20 protein-coding genes are annotated in these 19652 nt (G+C 70.6%); 9 read left to right on the plus strand and 11 right to left on the minus strand.

What is annotated here, in order from left to right; all coding sequences use genetic code 11:
* Positions 1–26: 26 nt before the first annotated feature.
* Positions 27–917: a helix-turn-helix transcriptional regulator gene (locus tag AB0J80_RS00005; protein ID WP_364698589.1), complete on the plus strand. Its 891-nt coding sequence runs from the start codon at positions 27–29 to the stop codon at positions 915–917.
* An 85-nt stretch (positions 918–1002) separates the two neighbouring features.
* Here AB0J80_RS00005 and AB0J80_RS00010 read toward each other — a convergent pair whose 3' ends face one another.
* The gene (locus AB0J80_RS00010; protein WP_364698591.1) at positions 1003–1239 is read right to left on the minus strand and encodes a DUF397 domain-containing protein; all 237 of its coding nucleotides are present in this window, start codon (positions 1237–1239) and stop codon (positions 1003–1005) included.
* A 250-nt stretch (positions 1240–1489) separates the two neighbouring features.
* Between AB0J80_RS00010 and AB0J80_RS00015 the strand changes: the two genes are divergently transcribed.
* Positions 1490–1744, plus strand: a complete 255-nt coding sequence (locus tag AB0J80_RS00015; RefSeq protein ID WP_364698593.1) for a hypothetical protein — start codon at positions 1490–1492, stop codon at positions 1742–1744.
* A gap of 34 nt (positions 1745–1778) precedes the next feature.
* Positions 1779–2093 (plus strand): hypothetical protein, encoded by a 315-nt coding sequence (locus tag AB0J80_RS00020; RefSeq protein ID WP_364698595.1) that lies wholly within the window; start codon positions 1779–1781, stop codon positions 2091–2093.
* Between the two features lie 185 nt (positions 2094–2278).
* Here AB0J80_RS00020 and AB0J80_RS00025 read toward each other — a convergent pair whose 3' ends face one another.
* Both AB0J80_RS00025 and AB0J80_RS00030 read right to left on the minus strand, forming a co-directional pair.
* Complete coding sequence (locus tag AB0J80_RS00025; RefSeq protein WP_364700103.1) at positions 2279–3070, minus strand: SAM-dependent methyltransferase; 792 nt, start codon at positions 3068–3070, stop codon at positions 2279–2281.
* Between the two features lie 309 nt (positions 3071–3379).
* Positions 3380–4984 (minus strand): diguanylate cyclase, encoded by a 1605-nt coding sequence (locus AB0J80_RS00030; RefSeq protein WP_364698597.1) that lies wholly within the window; start codon positions 4982–4984, stop codon positions 3380–3382.
* 178 nt (positions 4985–5162) lie between these two features.
* Between AB0J80_RS00030 and AB0J80_RS00035 the strand changes: the two genes are divergently transcribed.
* Both AB0J80_RS00035 and AB0J80_RS00040 read left to right on the plus strand, forming a co-directional pair.
* Positions 5163–5822 (plus strand): TetR/AcrR family transcriptional regulator C-terminal domain-containing protein, encoded by a 660-nt coding sequence (locus AB0J80_RS00035; RefSeq protein ID WP_364698599.1) that lies wholly within the window; start codon positions 5163–5165, stop codon positions 5820–5822.
* 92 nt (positions 5823–5914) lie between these two features.
* Positions 5915–7342, plus strand: coding sequence for an MFS transporter (locus AB0J80_RS00040; protein ID WP_364698601.1), 1428 nt, complete (start codon positions 5915–5917; stop codon positions 7340–7342).
* A 59-nt stretch (positions 7343–7401) separates the two neighbouring features.
* On the opposite strand, the gene AB0J80_RS00045 is transcribed toward AB0J80_RS00040, so the two are convergent.
* Both AB0J80_RS00045 and AB0J80_RS00050 read right to left on the minus strand, forming a co-directional pair.
* On the minus strand, positions 7402–9009 hold the full coding sequence (locus tag AB0J80_RS00045; protein ID WP_364698603.1) for an MDR family MFS transporter: 1608 nt from the start codon (positions 9007–9009) through the stop codon (positions 7402–7404).
* Positions 9006–9494 carry a MarR family winged helix-turn-helix transcriptional regulator gene (locus tag AB0J80_RS00050; protein WP_364698605.1) on the minus strand — a complete coding sequence of 163 codons (489 nt, stop codon included), beginning with the start codon at positions 9492–9494 and terminating at the stop codon, positions 9006–9008. Before AB0J80_RS00050 ends, AB0J80_RS00045 begins: the two co-directional genes overlap by 4 nt.
* A 107-nt stretch (positions 9495–9601) precedes the next feature.
* On the opposite strand from AB0J80_RS00050, the gene AB0J80_RS00055 reads away from it, so the two are divergent.
* Positions 9602–10213 (plus strand): helix-turn-helix domain-containing protein, encoded by a 612-nt coding sequence (locus tag AB0J80_RS00055; RefSeq protein WP_364698607.1) that lies wholly within the window; start codon positions 9602–9604, stop codon positions 10211–10213.
* A gap of 377 nt (positions 10214–10590) precedes the next feature.
* Here AB0J80_RS00055 and AB0J80_RS00060 read toward each other — a convergent pair whose 3' ends face one another.
* On the minus strand, positions 10591–12051 hold the full coding sequence (locus tag AB0J80_RS00060) for a cellulose binding domain-containing protein (RefSeq protein ID WP_364698609.1): 1461 nt from the start codon (positions 12049–12051) through the stop codon (positions 10591–10593).
* 146 nt (positions 12052–12197) lie between these two features.
* On the opposite strand from AB0J80_RS00060, the gene AB0J80_RS00065 reads away from it, so the two are divergent.
* Entirely contained in the window at positions 12198–12956 is a 759-nt protein-coding gene (locus AB0J80_RS00065; protein WP_364698610.1) for a dienelactone hydrolase family protein, read from the plus strand.
* Positions 12957–13217: 261 nt separating this feature from the next.
* Here AB0J80_RS00065 and AB0J80_RS00070 read toward each other — a convergent pair whose 3' ends face one another.
* The 5 genes from AB0J80_RS00070 to AB0J80_RS00090 all read right to left on the minus strand — a co-directional run bounded on the left by AB0J80_RS00070 (position 13218) and on the right by AB0J80_RS00090 (position 18359).
* Complete coding sequence (locus AB0J80_RS00070; RefSeq protein WP_364698612.1) at positions 13218–13655, minus strand: VOC family protein; 438 nt, start codon at positions 13653–13655, stop codon at positions 13218–13220.
* A 33-nt stretch (positions 13656–13688) separates the two neighbouring features.
* Positions 13689–14048: a hypothetical protein gene (locus AB0J80_RS00075; protein WP_364698614.1), complete on the minus strand. Its 360-nt coding sequence runs from the start codon at positions 14046–14048 to the stop codon at positions 13689–13691.
* Between the two features lie 74 nt (positions 14049–14122).
* Positions 14123–15766, minus strand: a complete 1644-nt coding sequence (locus tag AB0J80_RS00080) for a polysaccharide deacetylase family protein (protein WP_364698616.1) — start codon at positions 15764–15766, stop codon at positions 14123–14125.
* Complete coding sequence (wecB, locus tag AB0J80_RS00085) at positions 15766–16959, minus strand: UDP-N-acetylglucosamine 2-epimerase (non-hydrolyzing) (RefSeq protein ID WP_364698618.1); 1194 nt, start codon at positions 16957–16959, stop codon at positions 15766–15768. The genes AB0J80_RS00080 and wecB overlap by 1 nt, the downstream gene beginning before the upstream one ends.
* A 35-nt stretch (positions 16960–16994) precedes the next feature.
* A complete protein-coding gene (locus AB0J80_RS00090; RefSeq protein ID WP_364698620.1) occupies positions 16995–18359 on the minus strand; it encodes a glycosyltransferase family 2 protein in 1365 nt (454 codons plus the stop codon).
* A 324-nt stretch (positions 18360–18683) separates the two neighbouring features.
* Between AB0J80_RS00090 and AB0J80_RS00095 the strand changes: the two genes are divergently transcribed.
* A complete protein-coding gene (locus AB0J80_RS00095) occupies positions 18684–18935 on the plus strand; it encodes a hypothetical protein (RefSeq protein WP_364698622.1) in 252 nt (83 codons plus the stop codon).
* A gap of 134 nt (positions 18936–19069) precedes the next feature.
* A complete protein-coding gene (locus tag AB0J80_RS00100) occupies positions 19070–19648 on the plus strand; it encodes a hypothetical protein (RefSeq protein WP_364698624.1) in 579 nt (192 codons plus the stop codon).
* Positions 19649–19652 lie beyond the last annotated feature (4 nt).

The following is a 19652-nucleotide window of genomic DNA, read 5'->3' on the forward strand; positions in this document are numbered from 1 at the left end:
GAGGGACGAATCGGACGAGGAGCCAGGTGAGCACGGGTACGCAGGAGGAGGCGCCGAACAGCGGCCCCACCGTGCTGCGCATCCTCCTGGGCGCACAGCTCCGCCGCCTCCGCGAGGGCAAGGGCATCACCCGTGAGGACGCCGGCTACGAGATCCGCGCCTCCGGCTCGAAGATCAGCCGCATGGAGCTCGGCCGGGTCAGCTTCAAGGAGCGCGACGTCGCCGACCTGCTCAGCATGTACGGCGTCGGCGATCCCGTCGAACGCGAGGCGCTGCTGAGCCTGGCCCGGCAGGCGAACAACCCCGGTTGGTGGCACCACTTCGGCGACATCATGCCGTCCTGGTTCCAGTCCTACCTGGGCCTCGAGGCGGCCGCGTCGCTGATCCGGACGTACGAGATCCAGTTCGTTCCGGGCCTGCTGCAGACGCCGGAGTACGCCCGCGCCGTGATCATGCTCGGTCATGCCGGCGCCACCGGCGACGAGATCGACCGCCGCGTGGAGCTGCGCCGGCAGCGCCAGCAGCTGCTGGAACGGCCGGATCCGCCGCAGCTGTGGGCGGTCATCGACGAGGCCGTGCTGCGCCGCCCCATCGGTGGCGCGGACGTGATGCGCGGTCAGATCGAGGCGCTCATCGAGGCGTCGAAGCGCCCCAACATCCGCCTGCAGATCATCCCGTTCCACGCCGGCGGTCACGCCGCGGCGGGCGGCCCGTTCGCGATCCTGCGGTTCCCGGAGCCGGAGCTGCCCGACGTGGTGTACGTCGAGCAGCTCACCAGCGCCATCTACTTGGACAAGCGGGACGACGTCGACCACTACGCGATCGCCATGGAGCGCGTGTGCATCGACGCCGAGCCGCCGAACCACACCCAGGACATCCTCGGCAAGCTTCTGCACGAGGTCGGCCGGCTCGGCTGACCGCCGCACCGACCGGCTCGGGTCGCGGTTCGATTACGTTGGGTAGCTAATGCTCCCGAGTGTCATCCGTGGGTGCGGAGACGGTTCACCCGAGCAGGTGGTCGAAGTCTCCGTCGCGAACCCCTCCGAGGAAGGCCTCGATCTCCGCCGGCGTGTAGATCAGCGCCGGGCCCTGCGGGTCGCGGGAGTTCCGCATCGCGACGCTCCCGTCCGGCAGCGCGGCGCACTCGACGCAGTTGCCGCTGGGGTTGCTCCGGCCGCTCTTTCGCCAGGTCACACCCTGCAGCTGCCCGGCGGGCATGCCGTTGAAAATGTGCGTCATTCCTAGGCTCCCTAACGGTGAGACCGGTCCCGGGACCGGCGATGTGTGTCACGCCGGCTACCTGCTGTGCAGATGCACGTGCATTTGGCCTTGCGTTCTCACATGATAGTGAGCATGATAACGCACGTACCCCCAACAAAGTGGGTCACGGAGGGTGACATCTTTGAGTGACGGGTCAGTCGCGGAACGGCCGCTGCGGCCCTCGACGCGGGGCTCTCTGGCGGGAGCGCCCGAGCGGGAGGAGAAGCACATGTCGGTACCGAACATCGGCCCCGAACCGTTCGACCCCACCGAGCACGACGGCACGGACATCCCGAGGCGCGGCAACCCGGCCCTCGTCTACCGCGACGAACGGCTACCCGACGGGATGGAAGCAGCCACGACCCGGGCCACGACAGTGTCGCACCGGTTCGGTGGAGTCCGCTACGCATTGACCCGGAACGAAGCGAAGCACCCCTCGGACCCGATCCTGGACGACGGCGGTGATTCCCACGCGAGTCACTGAACACGTCCACTGTGCCCGCCGGCGCCGCCACGAAATGGCTGCCCGGCGGGCCTGGTCCCTCGCGTCGCCGGTCATCCGGGACGGACGCCTCCAGCAGAGCATCGCTCGCTGGCCGGTGCACGTCTTCGAGGAACACGACTACTGCTACGGCAACGGCCCGTTGATGCTGCGGCTGCTCCGGGTCGAGTGGACCACGCCGATCCCGTACGAGGGCGACACCTGGTTCGAGGTGGAGGGCACGGTGATCGACCGGCGGACCGGCGTGGCGGGCAGGAGCCGTCAGGTGCTGGTCCGCGCCCGCCGGCTGCCGAAACCGCCCGTCCGCAGACGTCCCCGCTTGCGGCCGTGACAAGGTCGAGCGGCATCAGCGAGGTGTCGCTCCGCGCCGGGGCGCGTCGCGCGCCGGGCGCGTTGCCCGGACCCCGGCCGGGCGGTCCGGTTCCCCCGTGCCGGATCGCTCGGCCGGCCGGAATCCCCGGCCGACTCTGCCCGATGGGGAAGTCGACCCGGCGCGATCGCCCCCACGAGGGCGGTTCAGGGCTTGCGGGCGACCCCGGCCCAGTAATAGGCCGCCTCGGGATCGTCGACCGGCTGGTCGGGTCGCCACGCCGACACGGGCACCAACCCCGGCTCCAGCAGCTCCCAGTCGCCGAAGAAGCGGGCGACCTCCTCCTTGCCCCGGTCCTGGAAGGTCATCCCGGCGCCCCGCGCCGCGGCGACCGCCTGGTTCACCTCGTCCGGGTTGAAGTCGGCCGTGGGGTGGGTGATCGCCATGATGCTTCCCGACGGCATGGCATCCCGGTAGCGGGCCACCATGTCCCACGGGTCGTCCTCGTCGGCCAGCAACATGAGGATGGCGATCAGCGTGAGGCCGACCGGCTTCGTCAGGTCCAGGGTCTCCTGCAGGACCGGCTCGTCGAGGATCGCCTCCGGCCGGCGGATGTCCGCCTCGATGTACTCGGAGCGGCCCTGCTCGCTGCTGACCATCAGGGCCCGGGCGTGGACCAGCACGATCGGGTCGTTGTCCACGTAGACCACCCGGGTCTCCGGGGCGATCTGCTGGGCGATCTCGTGCAGGTTGGGGCGGGTCGGGATGCCCGTACCGATGTCGAGGAACTGCCGGATGCCTTCCTTCGCGACCAGGTCGCGGGCCGCGCGGTGGACGAACTTGCGGTTCTCGCCGGCCATGTAGCGCATGCCCGGGATGGCCTTAATCATCGCCTCGCCGACCGCCCGGTCGACCGCGAAGTTGTCCTTGCCGCCCAGCCAGTAGTCGTAGATGCGCGCTGAGTGCGGCACGTTGGGATTGACCCCCGGTGGTGCCACCTCGGCCGATGCCGATTCCGCACTGCCCTGCGTCACGTCGACCGCCTCCTGATCGGGCCACCCCTGGCCGAGACTTCCGGCCGTCCAGGCCGGACCGCTACCCGGCCACGAGCGGCCGGGACCGAGGTGCCCCGGGCCACCGAGCGCCGGGTGATCCCGGCCGTCACGGGCCAGGACGTCCCGGCCACGCCGAGGCCGAGCGGATCCCGTCCGTCGGGCGGCGAGATCCGTACCGGCCAGCCTAGCCCCAGAAGATGATCGAATTCAGCCCTGTCGCTCCAAGGAATCGCCGGCGCTGCGCTGTGCCGGTCAGGCCGCGTTGGCACCGTCGCGGTAGGACCGGGCCCGGCCGTCGCGAGGCTTGCCCGATACGACCCGGTCCCGTCCCGCGTGCTTGGCGACGTAGAGGTTGCGGTCCGCTGTGGACATCAGGGCCGACTGGGACGGGGCGGGCGAGTCGCGCAGGTCCGCCACGCCGATGCTGACGGTGATGGGCAGGCCGTGGGTGAGGGAGGTCCAGTCGTAGGACCGGATCGCCTGGCGGATGCCGTCGAGCTGGGCGGCCGCCACGGAAGCGGTGGTGCCCGGCATGGCGATGAGGAACTCCTCGCCGCCCATCCGGGCCACGAACCCGTCCGGCGCGACCGCCGCCAGCTCCGTCTCCAGTAGCTTGGCCACGAGCACGAGCACCTGGTCGCCGACGTCGTGCGACAGTTGGTCGTTGACGCGCTTGAAGTGGTCGAGGTCCACGATCGCCACGGTCAACGCGGCGCCGCAGCCGACCAGGCCGGGCAGCTCCTCGTCGAGGTAGCGCCGGTTGCGCAGGCCGGTCAGCGGGTCGCGGCGAGCCTGCTCGCGGAACCGCTCGGCCTCCTGCCGGGCCTCGGTCGTCTCGAACATCGCCTGCCGGGTGCGGGCCTGTGCCTCCCGCTGCGACGAGTGCAGCGCATTGTGGGCGGCGAAGAAGACCTTGTGTACGGCGAAAGCCTCGGCGAACTCGCCACGGGCGGCATGCAGCTCGGCCTGCTCCTGGTGGACGCGGACGAGCACGTCGCCGAGCCCTCGCTCCTCGCAGAGCTCCCGGGAGGCGTCCAGGCTGAGCTGGGCCCGGTCGGTGGCCTGCAGGAAGCGCTGGGCACGGGCCAGGGTCAGCATGTACTCGGCCAGCGCGTCGGCGTCCTCGTAGCCGCCCTGGTGATAACGGCGGACGGCCTCCTGCAGCGTCTCCTCGGCCTGGCGGTAGTTACCGTTCTCGATCTCGATCGCACCGATGGTGTCGAGCACCGCGGGCTGAAGGGCGAATCCGTGCCGGTCCGCGACGTCCTGCAGCCGGCGGGCGACCGCCTCGGCCCGGGCGTTCTCACCGGCGGCGTACTCGGTGTACGCGTAGTTGTTGAGCATCCCCATGTGCAGCTCGGGCAGGCCGAGCTGGACGGCGAGCTCCTCGGCCTGGGCGTAGCGCTGCCGGGCGTCCTCCATGGAGCCCGCGGCGCCGAGCGCGTCGGCGAGCTTCGCGCGGTGCCACACCTGCATGTGGTCGGTGGCGGTGCCGTCGAGCAGCTCGACGGCGAGCACGGAGTGTTCGAGGGACTGGGCGGCGTCGCCGAGGTGGCGGTGAATGTTGGCCCAGACGAGGTGCGTCCGCGCCTGCACCAGTGTGTCGCCGTGCTCGCTGGCCCAGTGGTGGATCTTCCAGATGCGCTGCGCGGCCGCGGCGACCTCGCCCTTGCGCATCAGCATGTTGGCCTGGACGAGCCGGGCGCGGGTCAGCAGCCGTTCGTCGCCGAGCCGGCACGCGACGCTCTCGCAGGCCAGCGCGGCCTCATAGGTCGCGTCGGCGTCCCAGGCGTACTGGTCCTCGAGCTTGGTCAGGGCAGCCGACAGTCGCTCCGCGTCGTGCTCGCGCCCACCCATCCGGCCCACCCCTCTCCGTTCACCGTGGTTGATCGACACCTCTCGCCCCCGCTGAAGAACAACTGCGGTACGTGTTCCGAAGGTTAGCCCTGAGTGAACATCCGATCCCAGCGTCGCACCCGTGATCCAGGTCGCCGCCGTTCGAAGTCGCACACCATGTACGTCGTACAGTTGAGGGATGGTCAAGCGGAGCGTGCGTCTGAGCCGGGACGTCATCATCGACTGTGCGATGACCCTCGCCGACGCGGAGGGCCTGGAGGCCGTGACGATCCGGCGGCTGGCGCAGGAGAACGGCGTCACGCCGATGGCCATGTACTGGCACTTCAACGACAAGGACAGCCTTCTCGACGGCCTGGCCGAGCATCTCGTGGCATCGGTCCGGCTTCCGGAGCCGGGCGGCTCGCCCTGGGACGGCCAGCTTCGCGAGATCCTGCAGGCGTTTCTGACCGCCATCCGGCCGCACCCGGCGACGGCGGTGCTCGCCCTGCGCCGCATCCTCGTGGCGGAGCCCGGGCTCCGGCTCGCCGAGCGGGTCCTGGGGCTGCTGCGCGAGGCGGGTTTCGGGCCGGCTCGCGCCGCGGAGGTGGGCACCTTCCTGATGTGCTCCGTGATCACGCTGGTCGCCGCCGACCCGTCGCCCGGCCCGATGCTGGCCGGTGAGGCGCGCGAGGAGATGCTCCGGCAGAAGAAGGCGATGCTCGGGGCGCTGTCGCCGGAACGGTATCCGAACGTCATCGCCGCGGCGCCGTTCCTGCCCGCCTGCCGCGACGAGGACGACTACTTCGCGCTGAACCTGGACCTGCTCGTGCAGGGCGTCCGCGGCCTGCGCCGGGACTGATCTCCGTCACACCCCTTGACGCTCCTCTACGGCGTACATATACGTAGTACATGTACGCCGCATAGGGCGGCGCTCGCCTGGAGGTGGGACCGGTGCAACGCAATCCTTGGTCGACCCTGGCCGTGCTGGCGGTCGCCCAGTTCATGGTCGTGCTCGACGTGACGATCGTGAACGTGGCGCTGCCCGACATACAGCAGGACCTGGGGTTCAGCGCCTCGGGGCTGCAGTGGGTCGTCAGCGCGTACACCCTGCTCTTCGGAGGTTTCCTCCTCCTCGGCGGGCGGGTGGCCGACCTGCTCGGCCGCCGCCGGTTGTTCGTGGCGGGCCTGCTGCTGTTCGGCGTGACGTCACTGGCCGCGGGGCTCGCGCAGAACCCCGAGCAACTGGTGATCATGCGTGCGGTGCAGGGCCTCGGCGGCGCGCTCATGTCCCCGGCCGCGTTCGCGATCCTGACCGTGACGTTCGCGCACGGCCGGCAGCGCAACATCGCGATGGGGGTCTGGGGCGGCCTCGCGGGGCTGGGCGGCACCCTCGGCGTGATCGCCGGCGGCCTGCTCGTCGACTCGCTCAGCTGGCGCTGGGTGTTCCTGGTCAACGTGCCGATCGCCGCCGTCCTGGCGCTGCTGGTGCCGATGTTCGTCGCCGAGAGCCGGGTCACGACCACGGGACGCCGCACGTTCGACGTCGCCGGTGCACTGCTCAGCACGGCCGGCCTGCTGGCCATCGTCCTCGGCGTCATCCGGGCCGAACCGGAGGGCTGGTCGTCGGTCCAGGTCGTCGCCCTGCTCACGGGCGGTGCGGTGCTCCTGGCGCTGTTCGTACGCGTGGAAGCCCGCTCCGCCGCTCCGCTCGTACCCCTGGGCCTCTTCCGTTCCCGCGGCCTGACCACGTCGGTCCTGGCGCTGGCGCTCAACGGCGCCGCCTTCCTCGGCATGTTCTTCCTGACCGCGATCTTCCTGCAGCAGGTCCGCGGCCTGACGGCGCTGGAGACGGGCCTGCAGTTCCTGCCGATGGGCATCGCGGCCATCGCCAGCGCGATCGTGGCGTCGCAGCTGGTGACCCGGTTCGGCACGAAGCCGGTGCAGTTCGGCGGCGCGGCGCTCAGCATCGTCGGCCTGCTGTTGCTCTCCCGGGCCGACGCGACCGGCTCGTACGCCCTCACGATCCTGCCCGGCATCGTGCTCTTCGGCATCGGCATCATCGCGGTCGGCACCCCGGCCTCGATCGCCGCGGTGGCCGACGTCCGCCACGACCAGGCCGGCGCAGCCTCCGGGGTGGTCAACGCCGGCTACCAGGTCGGCGGCGCGCTCGGCCTTGCGGTGATCACCACGCTGGCCACCTCGCACGTGGAGAGCCTGGTCATCGGAGGTTCGCAGCCGCAGGAGGCGCTGGTGGGCGGCTTCGAGCGGGGGCTGCTGTTCGCGGCGGTGTTCGCGGCGGTCAACCTGCTCACCGCGATCGGCGCGCCGCGCCTGCGCCCGACGTCCGACCAGGTGGCCGAGGCGGCCGTCGCGGCCTGACCCTGGGACGAGAAGCGGCGCCCGGGTGGTCGACCCGGGCGCCGCCTCTGCCCAATGACCTACTTGCTGCCGGCCTCGACCTTGCTGCCAGCCTCGACGGGAACGGGCTTCGCCGCCGGGGCCGCCTTGCCCAGATCGATCGTCGACCGCAGGGTGATCTGCTTGAACAGCAGGGCGGCGATGACGCCCACCACCGCGATGCCGGCCGAGATCAGGAAGATGTGCCCGGTCGCGTCGCCGTAAGCGGCCCGGACGATGTGCTGGACCGCGGGCGGCAGCTCGGCCAGGTTGAGGCTGCTCGTCTTGCCGCCACCGCCGCCGGTCGGCACGCCTGCCGCGGCGAGCTGCGAGGTGATCGAGTCGGTGACCCGGTGGGCGAGGACCGCGCCGAGGACCGAGACGCCGATCGTGCCGCCGAGGGAGCGGAAGAACGCGATGGTCGAGCTCGCCGCGCCGATGTCCCGCAGCGCGACCGTGTTCTGCACGGCCAGCACGAGGTTCTGCATCGACATGCCGACGCCGATGCCGACCAGCGCCATGCCGACGCCGATGTACCAGAGCGGCGTCTCGTGGTCCATGACCGACAGCGCGGCGAAGCCGGCGACGAGCACGATCGTGCCCGCGACGATGTACGGCTTGATCCGTCCGGACCTGGTGATGAGCCGGCCGGAGATCGTCGAGGAGACCAGTACGCCGGCCATCAGCGGGATGGTGAGCAGACCCGCCTCGGTCGGGCTGTAGCCGCGGCCGACCTGGAAGTACTGACCGAGGAAGACCGAGCCGCCGAACATCGCCATGCCGACCGCGAGGCTGGCCAGGATCGCCAGGGCGGTGGTGCGCTGCTTCACGATCTGCAGCGGCACGACCGGCTCGGCGGCGCGGGACTCGACCCAGACCGCGCACGCGAGCAGGACGAGGCCGGCCCCGACCATGGCGAACGTCTGCCAGGAGACCCAGTCGAACGAGTTGCCCACGAACGACACCCAGATCAGCAGGACGCTCACACCGGCGGCGATCAGCGCCGCACCGGCGTAGTCGATCTTCACGTTCTCCCGGCGGATGACCGGCAGGTGCAGGGTGCGCTGCAGGACGACCAGGGCGATCACGGCCACCGGCGCACCGATGAAGAAGCACCAGCGCCAGCCCAGCCACGAGGTGTCGACGATGACGCCACCCAGCAGCGGGCCGCCGACCGTGGCCAGGGCCAGCACGCCGCCGAGGTAGCCGTTGTAGCGCCCGCGCTCCCGCGGCGGGATCATCGCGGCGATCGCCACCTGGACGAGCGCCTGCACGCCGCCCATCCCGATGCCCTGGAAGGCGCGGGCGGCGATCAGCTGCCCCGCGGTCTGCGAGAAGCCGGCCACGATCGAGCCGAGCACGAACACGACGATCGAGACCTGGACCAGCACCTTCTTGCTGTACAGGTCGGAGAGCTTGCCCCAGATCGGGGTGGTCGCGGTGGCGGTCAGCAGGCTCGCCGTCACGACCCACGTGTACTGCGTCTGGCTGCCGTTCAGCGCACCGATGATCTTCGGCAGCGCGGTGGAGACGATGGTGGCGCTGGACATCGCGACGAACAGCACGAGCAGCAGGCCGCTCAGGGCCTCCATGATCTCGCGGTGGCTCATCGCGCCCTGTTCGGCGCGCGTGGTGGTGGGTGCGCTCATCGAGCGGCCTCCAGCGGTTGTTCGTAGTGGGACATGAGGTCTGCGGAGAAGCGCTGCAGCAGCGCTGTGAAGACGGAGACGTCTGCGACGCTCCAGTTCTCGAGGGCGGCGGCGAGGCGGTTGTCGCTCCACGCCATGGCATCGCCCAGGGCCTGCCGGCCGGCGGCGGTGAGGCCGAGCACGCTGGCCCGTCCGTCATGCGGGTCCGCGGCCCGGGCGACCAGGCCGGCCCGGACGACGGCGGCGACGGCGCGGCTCACCGTCGAGGGATCGAGCGAGGAGCGGGCGGCGAGGTCCTTGACGTGGCAGCCGTGGGCCGGTTCCGCGGCCACGGCGTCGATCAAGGCCAGCACGCTGAGCGTGCCGGCGGGGACGGCCGGATGCTGCAGGGACATCTCGTTCTTCAGCAGGCGTACGGCCTTGAGCAGCTCGCGCAGGTGGGCGAGCAGCTCCCGGCGCGCCGCGCTACCGACGTCGTCGGCCATGAGCCACCTCCTCGGAATGGTTGCCGCATACAACTATCGGCCTAAGTTGCCCACTGCGCAAGTTTTCTCAATGGGAACTGAGTCACAGTCTCGGTACGCTCGACGCCATGACCACCGAGGTCCGCGTCCCCGAGCCCGGGCTGCGGGAACGCAAGAAGGCGGCGACCCGCCAAGCCCTCCACGAGGCAGCAGTCCGGCTCGCCATAGCCCACGGCGTCGACAAGATCACGGTCGAGGCGATAGCGGACGAGGCCGGCGTCTCCCGCCGAACCTTCTCCAACTACTTCGCCAACAAGGAAGAGGCGCTGCTGCACGGCGACCACCGGCGCATCAGCGCCCTGGTCGGCATCGTCCGCGCGCGCCCGGCCGACGAGACACCGTGGATCGCCCTCACCCGGGCGGCGCGGGAGTTCTACGAGCAGCTGGGCGAGCTCGACCCGCAGTGGGTCGCCCAGTCACGCCTGCTCCGCACCAAACCGGCGCTCGCGGCGCAGCAGGTCAGCACGTTCGCCGCGCTGGAACGGGAGCTGGCGGCGGCGGTGAGCGCGCGCAGCACCGAACCGGACCCGCACGGGATCCGCGCCCGGCTGATGGCGGCGACCTTCATGACGGCCATGCGGGTGTCATTGCACGTGTGGCTGGAGGCGCCGGACGAGTCGTCGCTCGGCGACCTGGTGCAGCTGTCGCTCGCGGAAACCGGCCGAGGGTTCGCCCGCTAGACCATCCGCCGAACGCCGTTCGCCCGCGTCCCCCACGCCCGCGCGCCGAACGCCGAACGCCGTTCGCCCGCGTCCCCCACGCCCGCGCGCCGAACGCCGAACGCCGAACGCTGTTCGCCCGGGTCCCCGACGCCCGCGCGCTGAACGCCCAACGCCGTTTGCTTGCGCGCTGAACGCCGAACGCCTGCGTGCCGAACGTCGAACGCCTGCGTGCCGAACGTCGAACGCCTGCGTGCCGAACGTCGAACGCCTGCGTGCCGGACGCCTAAGCGCCCCTGATGCCGGAGCGGTGAACGCACAGGCGCGCGGCGCCGGGAGGGGTGCTTCCCGGCGCCGCGCTGGTGGGGATGGTGGTTCCTTGGGGACGGAACTCTTTCTCAGCCGCGGAAGCCGGCGAAGATCTTGCTGAACTCGAACGCCGACTGCGGGATGTTCGTGCACTGGAACAGCGCGCCGTTGCAGGCGTTCTTGTCGCGGTTGACCTCCCAGAAGGAGACGAAACCGATGTGGTTGCTGTTGGCGAAGGCGACCAGGTCGCGGGCGTCGCTCTGGTTGAAGGTGCCGCTGTCGTCGTTCTTGCCCAGCATCGGGGTGACGCCGACCATCTTGAACGCGGCCGCGTCGCTGTTGCCGTAGATCGCCTTGATCTGGTCCTTGGTCGACTTGACGGCCTGGATGGCCAGGTCGCCGTAGTCCTGGCCGGCGCGGCCGTAGTCCATCGCCATGATGTTGACCAGGTCGACGTCGACACCCGCGTTCTTGGCCGACTTGACGACGTTGAGGCCGTCGTCGGTGAGGCCCTCGGGCAGCACCGGCAGGGTCAGCGAGATCTTGAGGCCCGGGTTGGCCTTCTGCAGCGCGGCGAGCGCGGTCGAGCGGCGGGCGATCGAGGCGCTGTCGGCCGAGGCCGCGCCCTCGATGTCCAGGTCGATGTACTTCAGGTTGTAGGCCGAGACGACGGCCTGGTACTCGGCCTGCAGCGCCGTGGCGTCATTGCAGCCCTGGGCCAGCTCGACGCCGGTCGCGCCACCGAAGGACACCTTGACGTCGCCGCCGGCGGCGCGGATCGCGGAGATCTGGTCGCCGAACTGCTTGTTGCGCGGGTCGAACGCGCCGAACCAGCTGGCCTTGCAGCCGGCGCCGGTGACGAACGCCAGCGAGTACGACTTCACGTTCCCGCTGGTCGCCAGCTGGGCGAGGGTCGTCGTGCCGTTGGAGAGCACACCCATGTCCACGTACGGAGCCACCAGCACGTTCCCGCCACCCCCGTTCGACGGCGGGGGCGCGGTGGTGGTCGGGGGCTTCGTCGGCTCGGTGGTCGGCTTGGTCGGCTCGGTCGTCGGCTTCGTCGGGGCGGTGGTGGTCGGCCGGGTCGTCGGCTGCGTGGTCGGCCTGGTGCCGGGCGCTGTGGGTGCCGAGCCGCCGCCACAGGAGGCGCCGTTGATCGTGCAGCTGGTCGGGTCGCCCTTGCCGGCCACGATGAACCCGAACTCGGTGCTGCCGCCGGCCGGGATGGTCGCGTTGTAGCCCTTGTCCTTCGCCGTGTTGAGCCCGCCCGCGGAGGTGACCGTGGCCTCCCACGTGCTGCCGAGCTTCGCGCTCGACGGCAGGCCGAACGCCAGCTGCCAGCCCGTCACGGCGCTGCCGCCGGTGTTCTTGATCGTGTAGGTGCCCTGGTAGCCCGTACCCCAGTCGGAGTTCTTGGTGAACGTCGCAGTGAGGCCGCCGGACGCCTTGGTGGTCGGGGCCGTCGCCGCGACCGCGGCGACCGCGCCTCCGCCCACGGCGAGCAGCGCCGCTCCCACATAGATGGACAGGCGTAGACGATTGCGTGCCATTGCTGACTCCGATCGCGGGGGGAACGAACGGTGTTGATCGTGGAACGCGAGGGCTTAAAGTGTTCTGCCAATTTCCTTAAGACTGTCTGAAGTCCCCGACGCGGGTCGTGGCGATCACGGCGGGTGAACAGCGATACGGTTCGGCCATGGACAAGACCACGGTGGACATCACGACCGAGGACGGCGTGGCGGACGCGTACCTCGTGCGGCCCGGCGGCGACGGCCCGTTCCCGGGCGTACTGTTCTTCATCGATGCCTTCGGCCTGCGCCCGCGCATCTTCGAGATGGCCGACCGGATCGCCGAGCGGGGATACGCGGTGCTCGCACCGAACCTGCTCTACCGGGGCGGCCGCTCACCGCTGGTGGACCCGGCCGAGCTCGGCGACCCCGAGCGGCGCGACGCGATCTTCGGCAAGGTCATGCCGCTCGTGAAGGGGCTGAGCCCCGACATGATCACCCGTGACGCCGGGGCATATCTGGACTTCTTCGCCGCGCAGGACCGGGTCGCGGCGGGTCCGGTGGTGGCGACCGGTTACTGCATGGGCGGCCGGAACGCGGTCCTGGCGACCGTGGCCTACCCGAACCGGATCAAGGCCGCGGCCAGCTTCCACGCCGGTGGGTTCGTCACCGACCAGCCGGACAGCCCTCACCTGCGGGTCGGCGCGGTGACCGGCGAGCTGTACGTCGGTCACGCCGACAACGACCCCTCCATGACCGCCGAGCAGATCCGTCGGCTCGAGTCGGCCCTCGACGAGGCCGGCGTTACCTACACCTCCGAGGTGTACGAGGGAGCGCCGCACGGCTTCACGATGTCGGACACGGCGGCCTATCAGGAGGCCGGCGAGAAGCGTCACTGGGTGAGGCTTTTCGACCTCCTCGACCGGGTCCATCCTCCTGCCGGCTGAGGCGACGGCGCGAGCACGACGCCAGGGAAGGACGACGGAAGGCGTCTGGTCACGTGGCTCGCCGAGGCCGACCAGGAACGCAAGCGCCTCCGAAGTGCTACCGGGATGGCCGACGGTGCTGCGGGGGCCCAGCAGCATGGTGACGGGGGCCGGCGGCAGGGTCACGCCCTGCGTCCGAGCCGGAAGACCTGACACCCGGCCAGACCGCGCTGCCTGATGGGACGGCGTCGACTGGGCGTGGCGACTGTGCGGCCATCGCGGCTAGCTGATGCAGAACTCGTTGCCCTCCGGGTCGGCCATCGTGTACCAGGAGTGCGGTCCCTGCTGCTCGGCCCACAGGAACGTGGCGCCGCGGGCCACAAGCTCGTCGCGCACCTGGTCGCGGCGGTCGGCTCCGACCCAGATGTCGATGTGCAGGCGGTTCTTGACCGTTTTGGGTTCGGGCACGAGGTTGAAGAGCATCCGGCGGGGCTTGCCGCTCGGGAGCGCCTCCTGGTGGCGGATGCCGGCGCCGACCCGCCAGACCAGGCGGCCCTCGTAGACGACGGTCTGGTCCTCGGTCGCATACCCCTTGGCGACCATGTCCTTGATGAAGGCCTCGTCGACGGGCTCGACCTGCCACCCCAGCGTCTCGGCCCACCATGCGGCCAGGGGGTGCGGATCTGCGCAGTCGACGGTCAGCTGGAAGTCGTATGCCATGCCCGGAGCGTAGGCGGGACCTCTGACAAAAACTCAGTCCTCGAGCAGGCCGGGGAAGAAACGGCGCAAAGCGACCACGTCGTACACCTGGCGGACCTCGGTGATCCGGCCGTCGGCGACGGCGAGGAACTCGGCGATCCGGACGCTGCCGAACGGTGCCGTGCAGTCGTAGACCAGCGCCGCCCGGTCGTCCGCGCAGGTCGTCGAGGCGATGGAGATCGAGTCGGCGAAGGCGGCGATGCGGTGCAGGGTCTGGACCAGCTCCTCGTCGTCGACCGGGGCGTCGAGGTTCCACTCGATCTCGGCCCCGGGGTCGATGAGGCGGCGGACGGCCCCGCGGTCCCGCGTCATCCAGGAGTAGGCGTAGAAGAGGGTCAGGTCGGCGGTTCCCATGGCGTGCCCTTCGAGGAGAGAGCAGAGAGAGCGGCCGCCGCCCGTGAGGGGCGGCGGCCGCGATCGGTACGCGATCAGCCGTTGAGCATCGAGTCGCCGGCCACGAACGTGTAGCCCTGCGCCTTGATCCCCGGGACGAGCTGCTTCAGGTAGTCGGTGCCGAGGTACGGGTGGTAGAAGAAGCTCGCCACGCCGTCGCGGACCACCAGGTTGCGCTTCGCCGAGGCGACCAGGTCGGAGGGCAGCCGGGCCGGGTGGTTGTTGAAGGGCAGCGGCTCCACGTTGCCGATGTTCTCCGGGATGATCACCGAGCCGTAGACGTCGCGGACGGTGTAGGGGAAGAACTGGCCGAACTGCCGGGTGTAGTCGATCTTGCCGCCGCTGAGCACGCCGGGGAAGTACAGGCCGCGGTCGTAGCGCTTGCCCATGATCGAGTTCACGGTCTGGTAGTCGACGGCGCTGCCGGCGTAGTGCGGGAACTCGAAGGTGCTCGGCACACCGAGGCCCGCGAGGGCGAAGGTGAGGGCCGACGAAGTGATCCGGCTGGCGGCCCAGGCGGCCGAGTCGCCGGCGACCGGTCCGTCGTAGATCACGCTGTCCTTCGCGTCGACGTGCGCGGCGTAGAACTCGAAGTCGTTCGCGCTCATGCCGTCGTACGGGTTCGCGACGCTGCCGAACTGGTGGGTGTAACCGTGCATGAGGAGCGTGCCGCCGCGCTGCTGCATGTACTTGAGCGCCGAGACGACCTGCGGCCGCTGCACCAGCGTGTAGTCCTCGGCCTTGCCGTTGTTCTGCACGCCCTTCGGGTCGCGGTACCGGGGGTAGACGGCGACGCTGAACGGAACCTTCTCGGCGTACAGGTAGTCGGCGATCGCGCGCAGCTCGGCCGGGTCGGCGTCGGGGCCGACGTCCTCGATGCGGGCCAGGCCGCGGTGCCGCTCACGGGAGAGGCCCGTGTCGCCCAGCGAGTCGAAGAGCATGTCGGCGAAGGCCAGGTAGCGGTCGTCGTGGGTCACGTACGCGAACGGGATCTCACCCACGTACGTGAAGTTGCCGGACTGCACGGCCCACGGGAACGACGAGCCGTCCGGGCGTACGGCGGAAGCCAGGGTCTTGACCTTCGACGCGTCGGTGATCGACAGGTTCATGATGCCGGACTTGTCGGTCGTGTCGCGGGTGAGCGAGGCGCCCTTGTAGGTCACCTCGCCGACCCCGGCGGTGTCGAACGTGCCGCTGGTGAAGCCGTGAGCCGCCGCGAAGGACGCGTCGCGGGACGTGAGCTGCCAGATGTTGTCGAAGACCCAGGTGACCGGCTTCTTCGTGGCGGCGACGTCGTCGAGGAACGCGGCCGGCAGCGGCTCGTCGTAGGTCGAGCCGAGGTAGACCACCGCGGTGTACGCGTCCAGGTCCTTGGCCTTGTAGCTCGCCACCGGGGCGGCGGTCCAGGAGCCGAAGTGCGAGGTGAGATTCGCGGCCTGGGTGGCGTAGACCTCGCCCATCCAGCCGTACGGGCCGGTGATGTCGTACAGGACCAGGGTCTTCGCCGTACCACCGCCGGGAGCGGCCTTGCCGGACTTCGCGGCGATCGTCGTCGTGACCGCCGTGGGGGTGATTGCGGCGGCGTTGGCGTTGATGACGCCGACCCCGAGCACGGCGGTGGCGGTGAAGGCGGCGCCGACGGCGGCCAGAGCGCGGCGGCTGATCTTGAAGATGCGCATCAGAGGGACGCTCCGTACGTGGCAGTGGCGGTGGAGTCGAGGGCAGGCATGGCTTCGGGAGCCTCGGCGAGGCCGAGCAGGGCCGCGGTGGCCTGGGCGGTACGCCGGGCCGCGAGGCCGTCGCCGTACGGGTTGCCGCCCGCGGTCATGGCGTCCCGGCGGACCCGGCTGTCGAGCAGCGCGGCCGCCTCGGTGACGATCAGCTCGGTGTCGGAGCCGACGAGCTTGGCGCAGCCGGCGTCGAGCGACTCGACCCGCTCGGTGACGTCGCGCAGCACCAGGGCCGGCACGCCGAACGAGGGCGCCTCCTCCTGGATGCCGCCGGAGTCGGTGAGCACCAGGTACGCCTCGGACAGCAGGCGCGACAGGTCGGGGTACGGCAGCGGGTCGGTGATCGTGACCCGCTCGAGGCCGGCGAGCCCGGCCTCGACCTGGGCGCGGACCGCCGGGTTGGGGTGGCTCGGGAGGATCACGTCGATGTCGGCGTACCGGTTGACGAGCTCGCGGACTGCGGCCAGGATGCGGTCGAGCGGCGCGCCCCACGACTCGCGCCGGTGGGCGGTGACGACCACCAGGCGGCGGTCTCCGGCGGCGGCCCGGGCGGCGGCGACCTGCGGGTTCTCGAACGGCAGCCGGCGGCCGGCGACGGCGAGGGTGGCGTCGACGACGGTGTTGCCGGCGATGAGGACGTCGCCGGTGTCGATGTTCTCGTCGAGCAGGTTCATCGCGGCCAGCGGCGTCGGGGCCAGGTGCAGCGCGGCGATCTGGGCCACCAGGCGGCGGTTGGCCTCCTCGGGGAAGGGCGAGTCGAGGTCGCCGGAGCGCAGGCCGGCCTCGAGGTGCACCACCGGGATGCGGCGCCAGAAGGCGGCCAGGGCGCCGGCGAGGCTCGTGGTGGTGTCGCCCTGCACGATCACGGCGGCCGGGGTGCGGTCGGCCCAGAGCTGGTCGAGCTGACGGATCATCTCGGTGAGCAGCTCGGCCTGGGTGCCGGTGCCGCGCTCGACCTGCAGGGTGACGTCCGGCGTCAGGTCGAAGGCGGCGAGGGCCTGGCCGACCATCGTCGGGTGCTGGCCGCTGGCCACGAGGACCGGGGTGAGCAGTCCGGCCTCGCGCATGGCGAGCACGACGGGGGCGAGCTTGACGGCCTCGGGGCGGGTGCCGCCGATCAGGTGCACTTCGGGCAGTGACATTTGGGGGGAGCCCTTACTTCGAGGAGGGGGAAGCCTCAGACGGGGACGGGAACGCGGGTGGGGGTTTGGTGGGGCAGTGGTGCGGCGATCGGCTCCTCGGCGAGCCGTTCGGTCTTGGCCCAGGACTGCTGTCCGCGGGCCTGGCGGACGATCGCGCGGTAGGTGGCGACCAGTCCGAGGAGCAGGAAGATCGGGTACGCGAGAGCCGCGGTGAGCAGCCGGGAGAGCTCCTCGTCGCGGAGCCGGTAGCGGTGCACCAGCGCCCAGATGAAGCCGGGGAAGAAGGTGACCGCGAACCACACTTCGCCTGTGAAGGCCAGGTCGCCCCAGGTGCGCAGGTACGGCACCGGGTGGCCGGCCAGCAGTCCCACCACGGCGGCGGAGACACCGGCGATCAGCGCGACCGTCACCAGCGCGTTGAGCCAGGGCGAGACCAGGTAGTGGAACATCTCGAGCAGTGAGGTGACCCCGATCCGCTCCGAGCGGGCCAGCCGGCGCAGGTAGCGGGCGCACTGCAGGTTGCCCTGCGCCCAGCGGGTGCGCTGGCGGGTGAGCCGGCGCAGGTCGACCACGGCCTGCTGGGTGACCGACGCCCGTGACGTGTAGCGGATGCTGATCCCGTCGAGGTGCAGGCGCAGGCCCAGCTCGAGGTCCTCGACCAGGCACGCCGACCAGGGCGCGTCGCCGAGAGCCAGCAGCGCGGAGAGGCGGGTGAACTGGCCGTTGCCGCCGAGCCCGACGGTGTCGATGGTGTCGCGCAGGCTCTGGCAGGCGTTCACGATCGCGGCGAACTCGAGGTCCTGCACCGCGCCGAGGAGCTTGTGCCGGTTGCGGATGCGGACCTGCACCTGCACGGCGCCGACGCGCGGGTCGCGCATCATCCGGGAGACCTCGAGCAGGATGTTGCGGCTGCCCTGGCCGTCGCCGTCGATGATGCCGATGACCACCTTGTCCGGGCTGACGCCGGCCTCCGCGGTGCGCTCGGCGATGTAGCGGTACGCCGCGTTGAGCGCCTCGCCCTTGCCCTTGCGCGCCTCCGGCAGTTCGCGGCGCATGACCGTGAGCCGGGGGTGGTCGATCGCCGCGAGCACCTCGGGGGTGCGGTCGTCGGAGCCGTCGTCGACGACGAGGACGCGGGCGAGCGTGCCGCCGTGGCCGCCCAGGGTGAGCGCGGCGTTGACGGTGTTGCCGACCACGACCTCTTCGTTCAGGGCCGGGACGATGATCCAGAAGTGCTCGGGGGTGCCGTCGCCGTGCTCCAGCGCCTTGCTGACCACGGCCTGGCGGCGCGACGCCGTGTAGCGGACGGCGAAGCTGACGAGGCCGAGGGTGGAGACCGGCCAGGCGAGCAGGATCGCGTAGCCGATGACCACGATGATCCAGCTGTCGGACGCCGTCACGGTTGCTCTCCCTTCGTCGCTGTCTGTCATGTCGACCGGGTAACGCTTGCCGCGTCCCTGGACGTATTAGGACATTAGGGCGCTACGCAGCGTGAAACAAGAGCGGTTGCCGGAGCGGTGGCCCGGTCTGCCCGATCGGCCCATGTCAGACATCTCAGGCAGCGCAAAACGGCCGAAATCCCAACCAGTACGGAGAGATCAGGCGGCTGATGCATCCTCTCGGCTGGCGAGGAGATTGCTACTAAGCGTGATGTTCCACGTCCGCTGCGCTTCGTGGCACCGCGGAAACTGCACGTGACGGAGCGTGAGGTCTATGCTGCGTGCGTGAATCGGATCCTGGTGCGTGCGCTGATCGACCTGGCGGTGTCGATCGAGCTCTCGAGCGACGACGAGATCGACCCGCGGACGGCGACGACTCTCCTCGACGACCTGGCGGCCAACCTCGACGACCTGTCCGACGCCGAACGCGACGAGATCGTCGACTACATCGAGGACCAGGCGGAGGCGACCCGCGACCCGGACCGGCGCGAGGTCCTGCTCGACCTGCCGGACACCCTCGCCCTGACGGACGACTGAGGGTGATCCGCATCCTGTCCTGACGGCGGAGTGCCGTCCTTGATCGGCCCTGTCATCATCGACATCACCGCAGCGATCGATGCGCCACAGAGGGCGACGACGCGCGGTGGCGTCAACGGGGGCGGGGCTGATTCATGGGTGGGTTCTTCGAGGCTGTGCTCAGCTTCCCCACCGTTCTTCTCACCCCACTGCTGATCGTCGTCATCGGCTACTGGCTGGTCGTCGTCGTGGGCGGGGCCGACCCCGAGGGCGACGGCGGCGGCGAGGGCGGCTTCCTCGGTTTCCTCGGGCTCGGCGGCGTGCCCGTGTCCGTGGTGCTCTCGCTGCTCATCGTCTTCGCCTGGTTCGCGACGCTGGCCGGTGCGGAGCTGCTCGGCGCCCTGCCCGCCGCCCTCGTGCTCGTCGGCGCGGTCGTGGCCGCCTGGGTCGTCACGCGGGTGGCCGTCCTGCTCCTCAAGCGCTTCCTGCCCGCCGGCGCCGAGCCGTCGCGGGCCGACTTCGTCGGACTGACCTGCGTCGTGCGCACCGGCAAGGTGACCCGCACCTTCGGTCAGGCCGAGGTGCACGCCCCCGACGGTTCGTCCGCGATCGTGCAGGTCCGTCAGGCCGGCAACGACGACCTGCGCGCCGGCACCGTCGCCGTGCTCTACGACGTGGACACCGACGGCGACTTCTTCTGGATCATCCCCGCCGACATCGCCAACCCCTCATAAAAGG

This window comes from Actinoplanes sp. NPDC049548, assembly GCF_040676695.1.
Lineage (GTDB): Bacteria > Actinomycetota > Actinomycetes > Mycobacteriales > Micromonosporaceae > Actinoplanes.

Coding starts and splice junctions, on each gene's coding strand:
- AB0J80_RS00080 (WP_364698616.1), bottom strand. CDS start 15,766: ATGCGCATCTTCAAGATCAGCCGCCGCGCTCTGGCCGCCGTCGGCGCC.
- AB0J80_RS00060 (WP_364698609.1), bottom strand. CDS start 12,051: ATGGCACGCAATCGTCTACGCCTGTCCATCTATGTGGGAGCGGCGCTG.
- AB0J80_RS00100 (WP_364698624.1), top strand. CDS start 19,070: ATGGGTGGGTTCTTCGAGGCTGTGCTCAGCTTCCCCACCGTTCTTCTC.
- AB0J80_RS00065 (WP_364698610.1), top strand. CDS start 12,198: ATGGACAAGACCACGGTGGACATCACGACCGAGGACGGCGTGGCGGAC.
- AB0J80_RS00030 (WP_364698597.1), bottom strand. CDS start 4,984: ATGGGTGGGCGCGAGCACGACGCGGAGCGACTGTCGGCTGCCCTGACC.
- AB0J80_RS00010 (WP_364698591.1), bottom strand. CDS start 1,239: ATGACGCACATTTTCAACGGCATGCCCGCCGGGCAGCTGCAGGGTGTG.
- AB0J80_RS00020 (WP_364698595.1), top strand. CDS start 1,779: ATGGCTGCCCGGCGGGCCTGGTCCCTCGCGTCGCCGGTCATCCGGGAC.
- AB0J80_RS00015 (WP_364698593.1), top strand. CDS start 1,490: ATGTCGGTACCGAACATCGGCCCCGAACCGTTCGACCCCACCGAGCAC.
- AB0J80_RS00055 (WP_364698607.1), top strand. CDS start 9,602: ATGACCACCGAGGTCCGCGTCCCCGAGCCCGGGCTGCGGGAACGCAAG.
- AB0J80_RS00045 (WP_364698603.1), bottom strand. CDS start 9,009: ATGAGCGCACCCACCACCACGCGCGCCGAACAGGGCGCGATGAGCCAC.
- AB0J80_RS00050 (WP_364698605.1), bottom strand. CDS start 9,494: ATGGCCGACGACGTCGGTAGCGCGGCGCGCCGGGAGCTGCTCGCCCAC.
- AB0J80_RS00070 (WP_364698612.1), bottom strand. CDS start 13,655: ATGGCATACGACTTCCAGCTGACCGTCGACTGCGCAGATCCGCACCCC.
- wecB (WP_364698618.1), bottom strand. CDS start 16,959: ATGTCACTGCCCGAAGTGCACCTGATCGGCGGCACCCGCCCCGAGGCC.
- AB0J80_RS00035 (WP_364698599.1), top strand. CDS start 5,163: ATGGTCAAGCGGAGCGTGCGTCTGAGCCGGGACGTCATCATCGACTGT.
- AB0J80_RS00075 (WP_364698614.1), bottom strand. CDS start 14,048: ATGGGAACCGCCGACCTGACCCTCTTCTACGCCTACTCCTGGATGACG.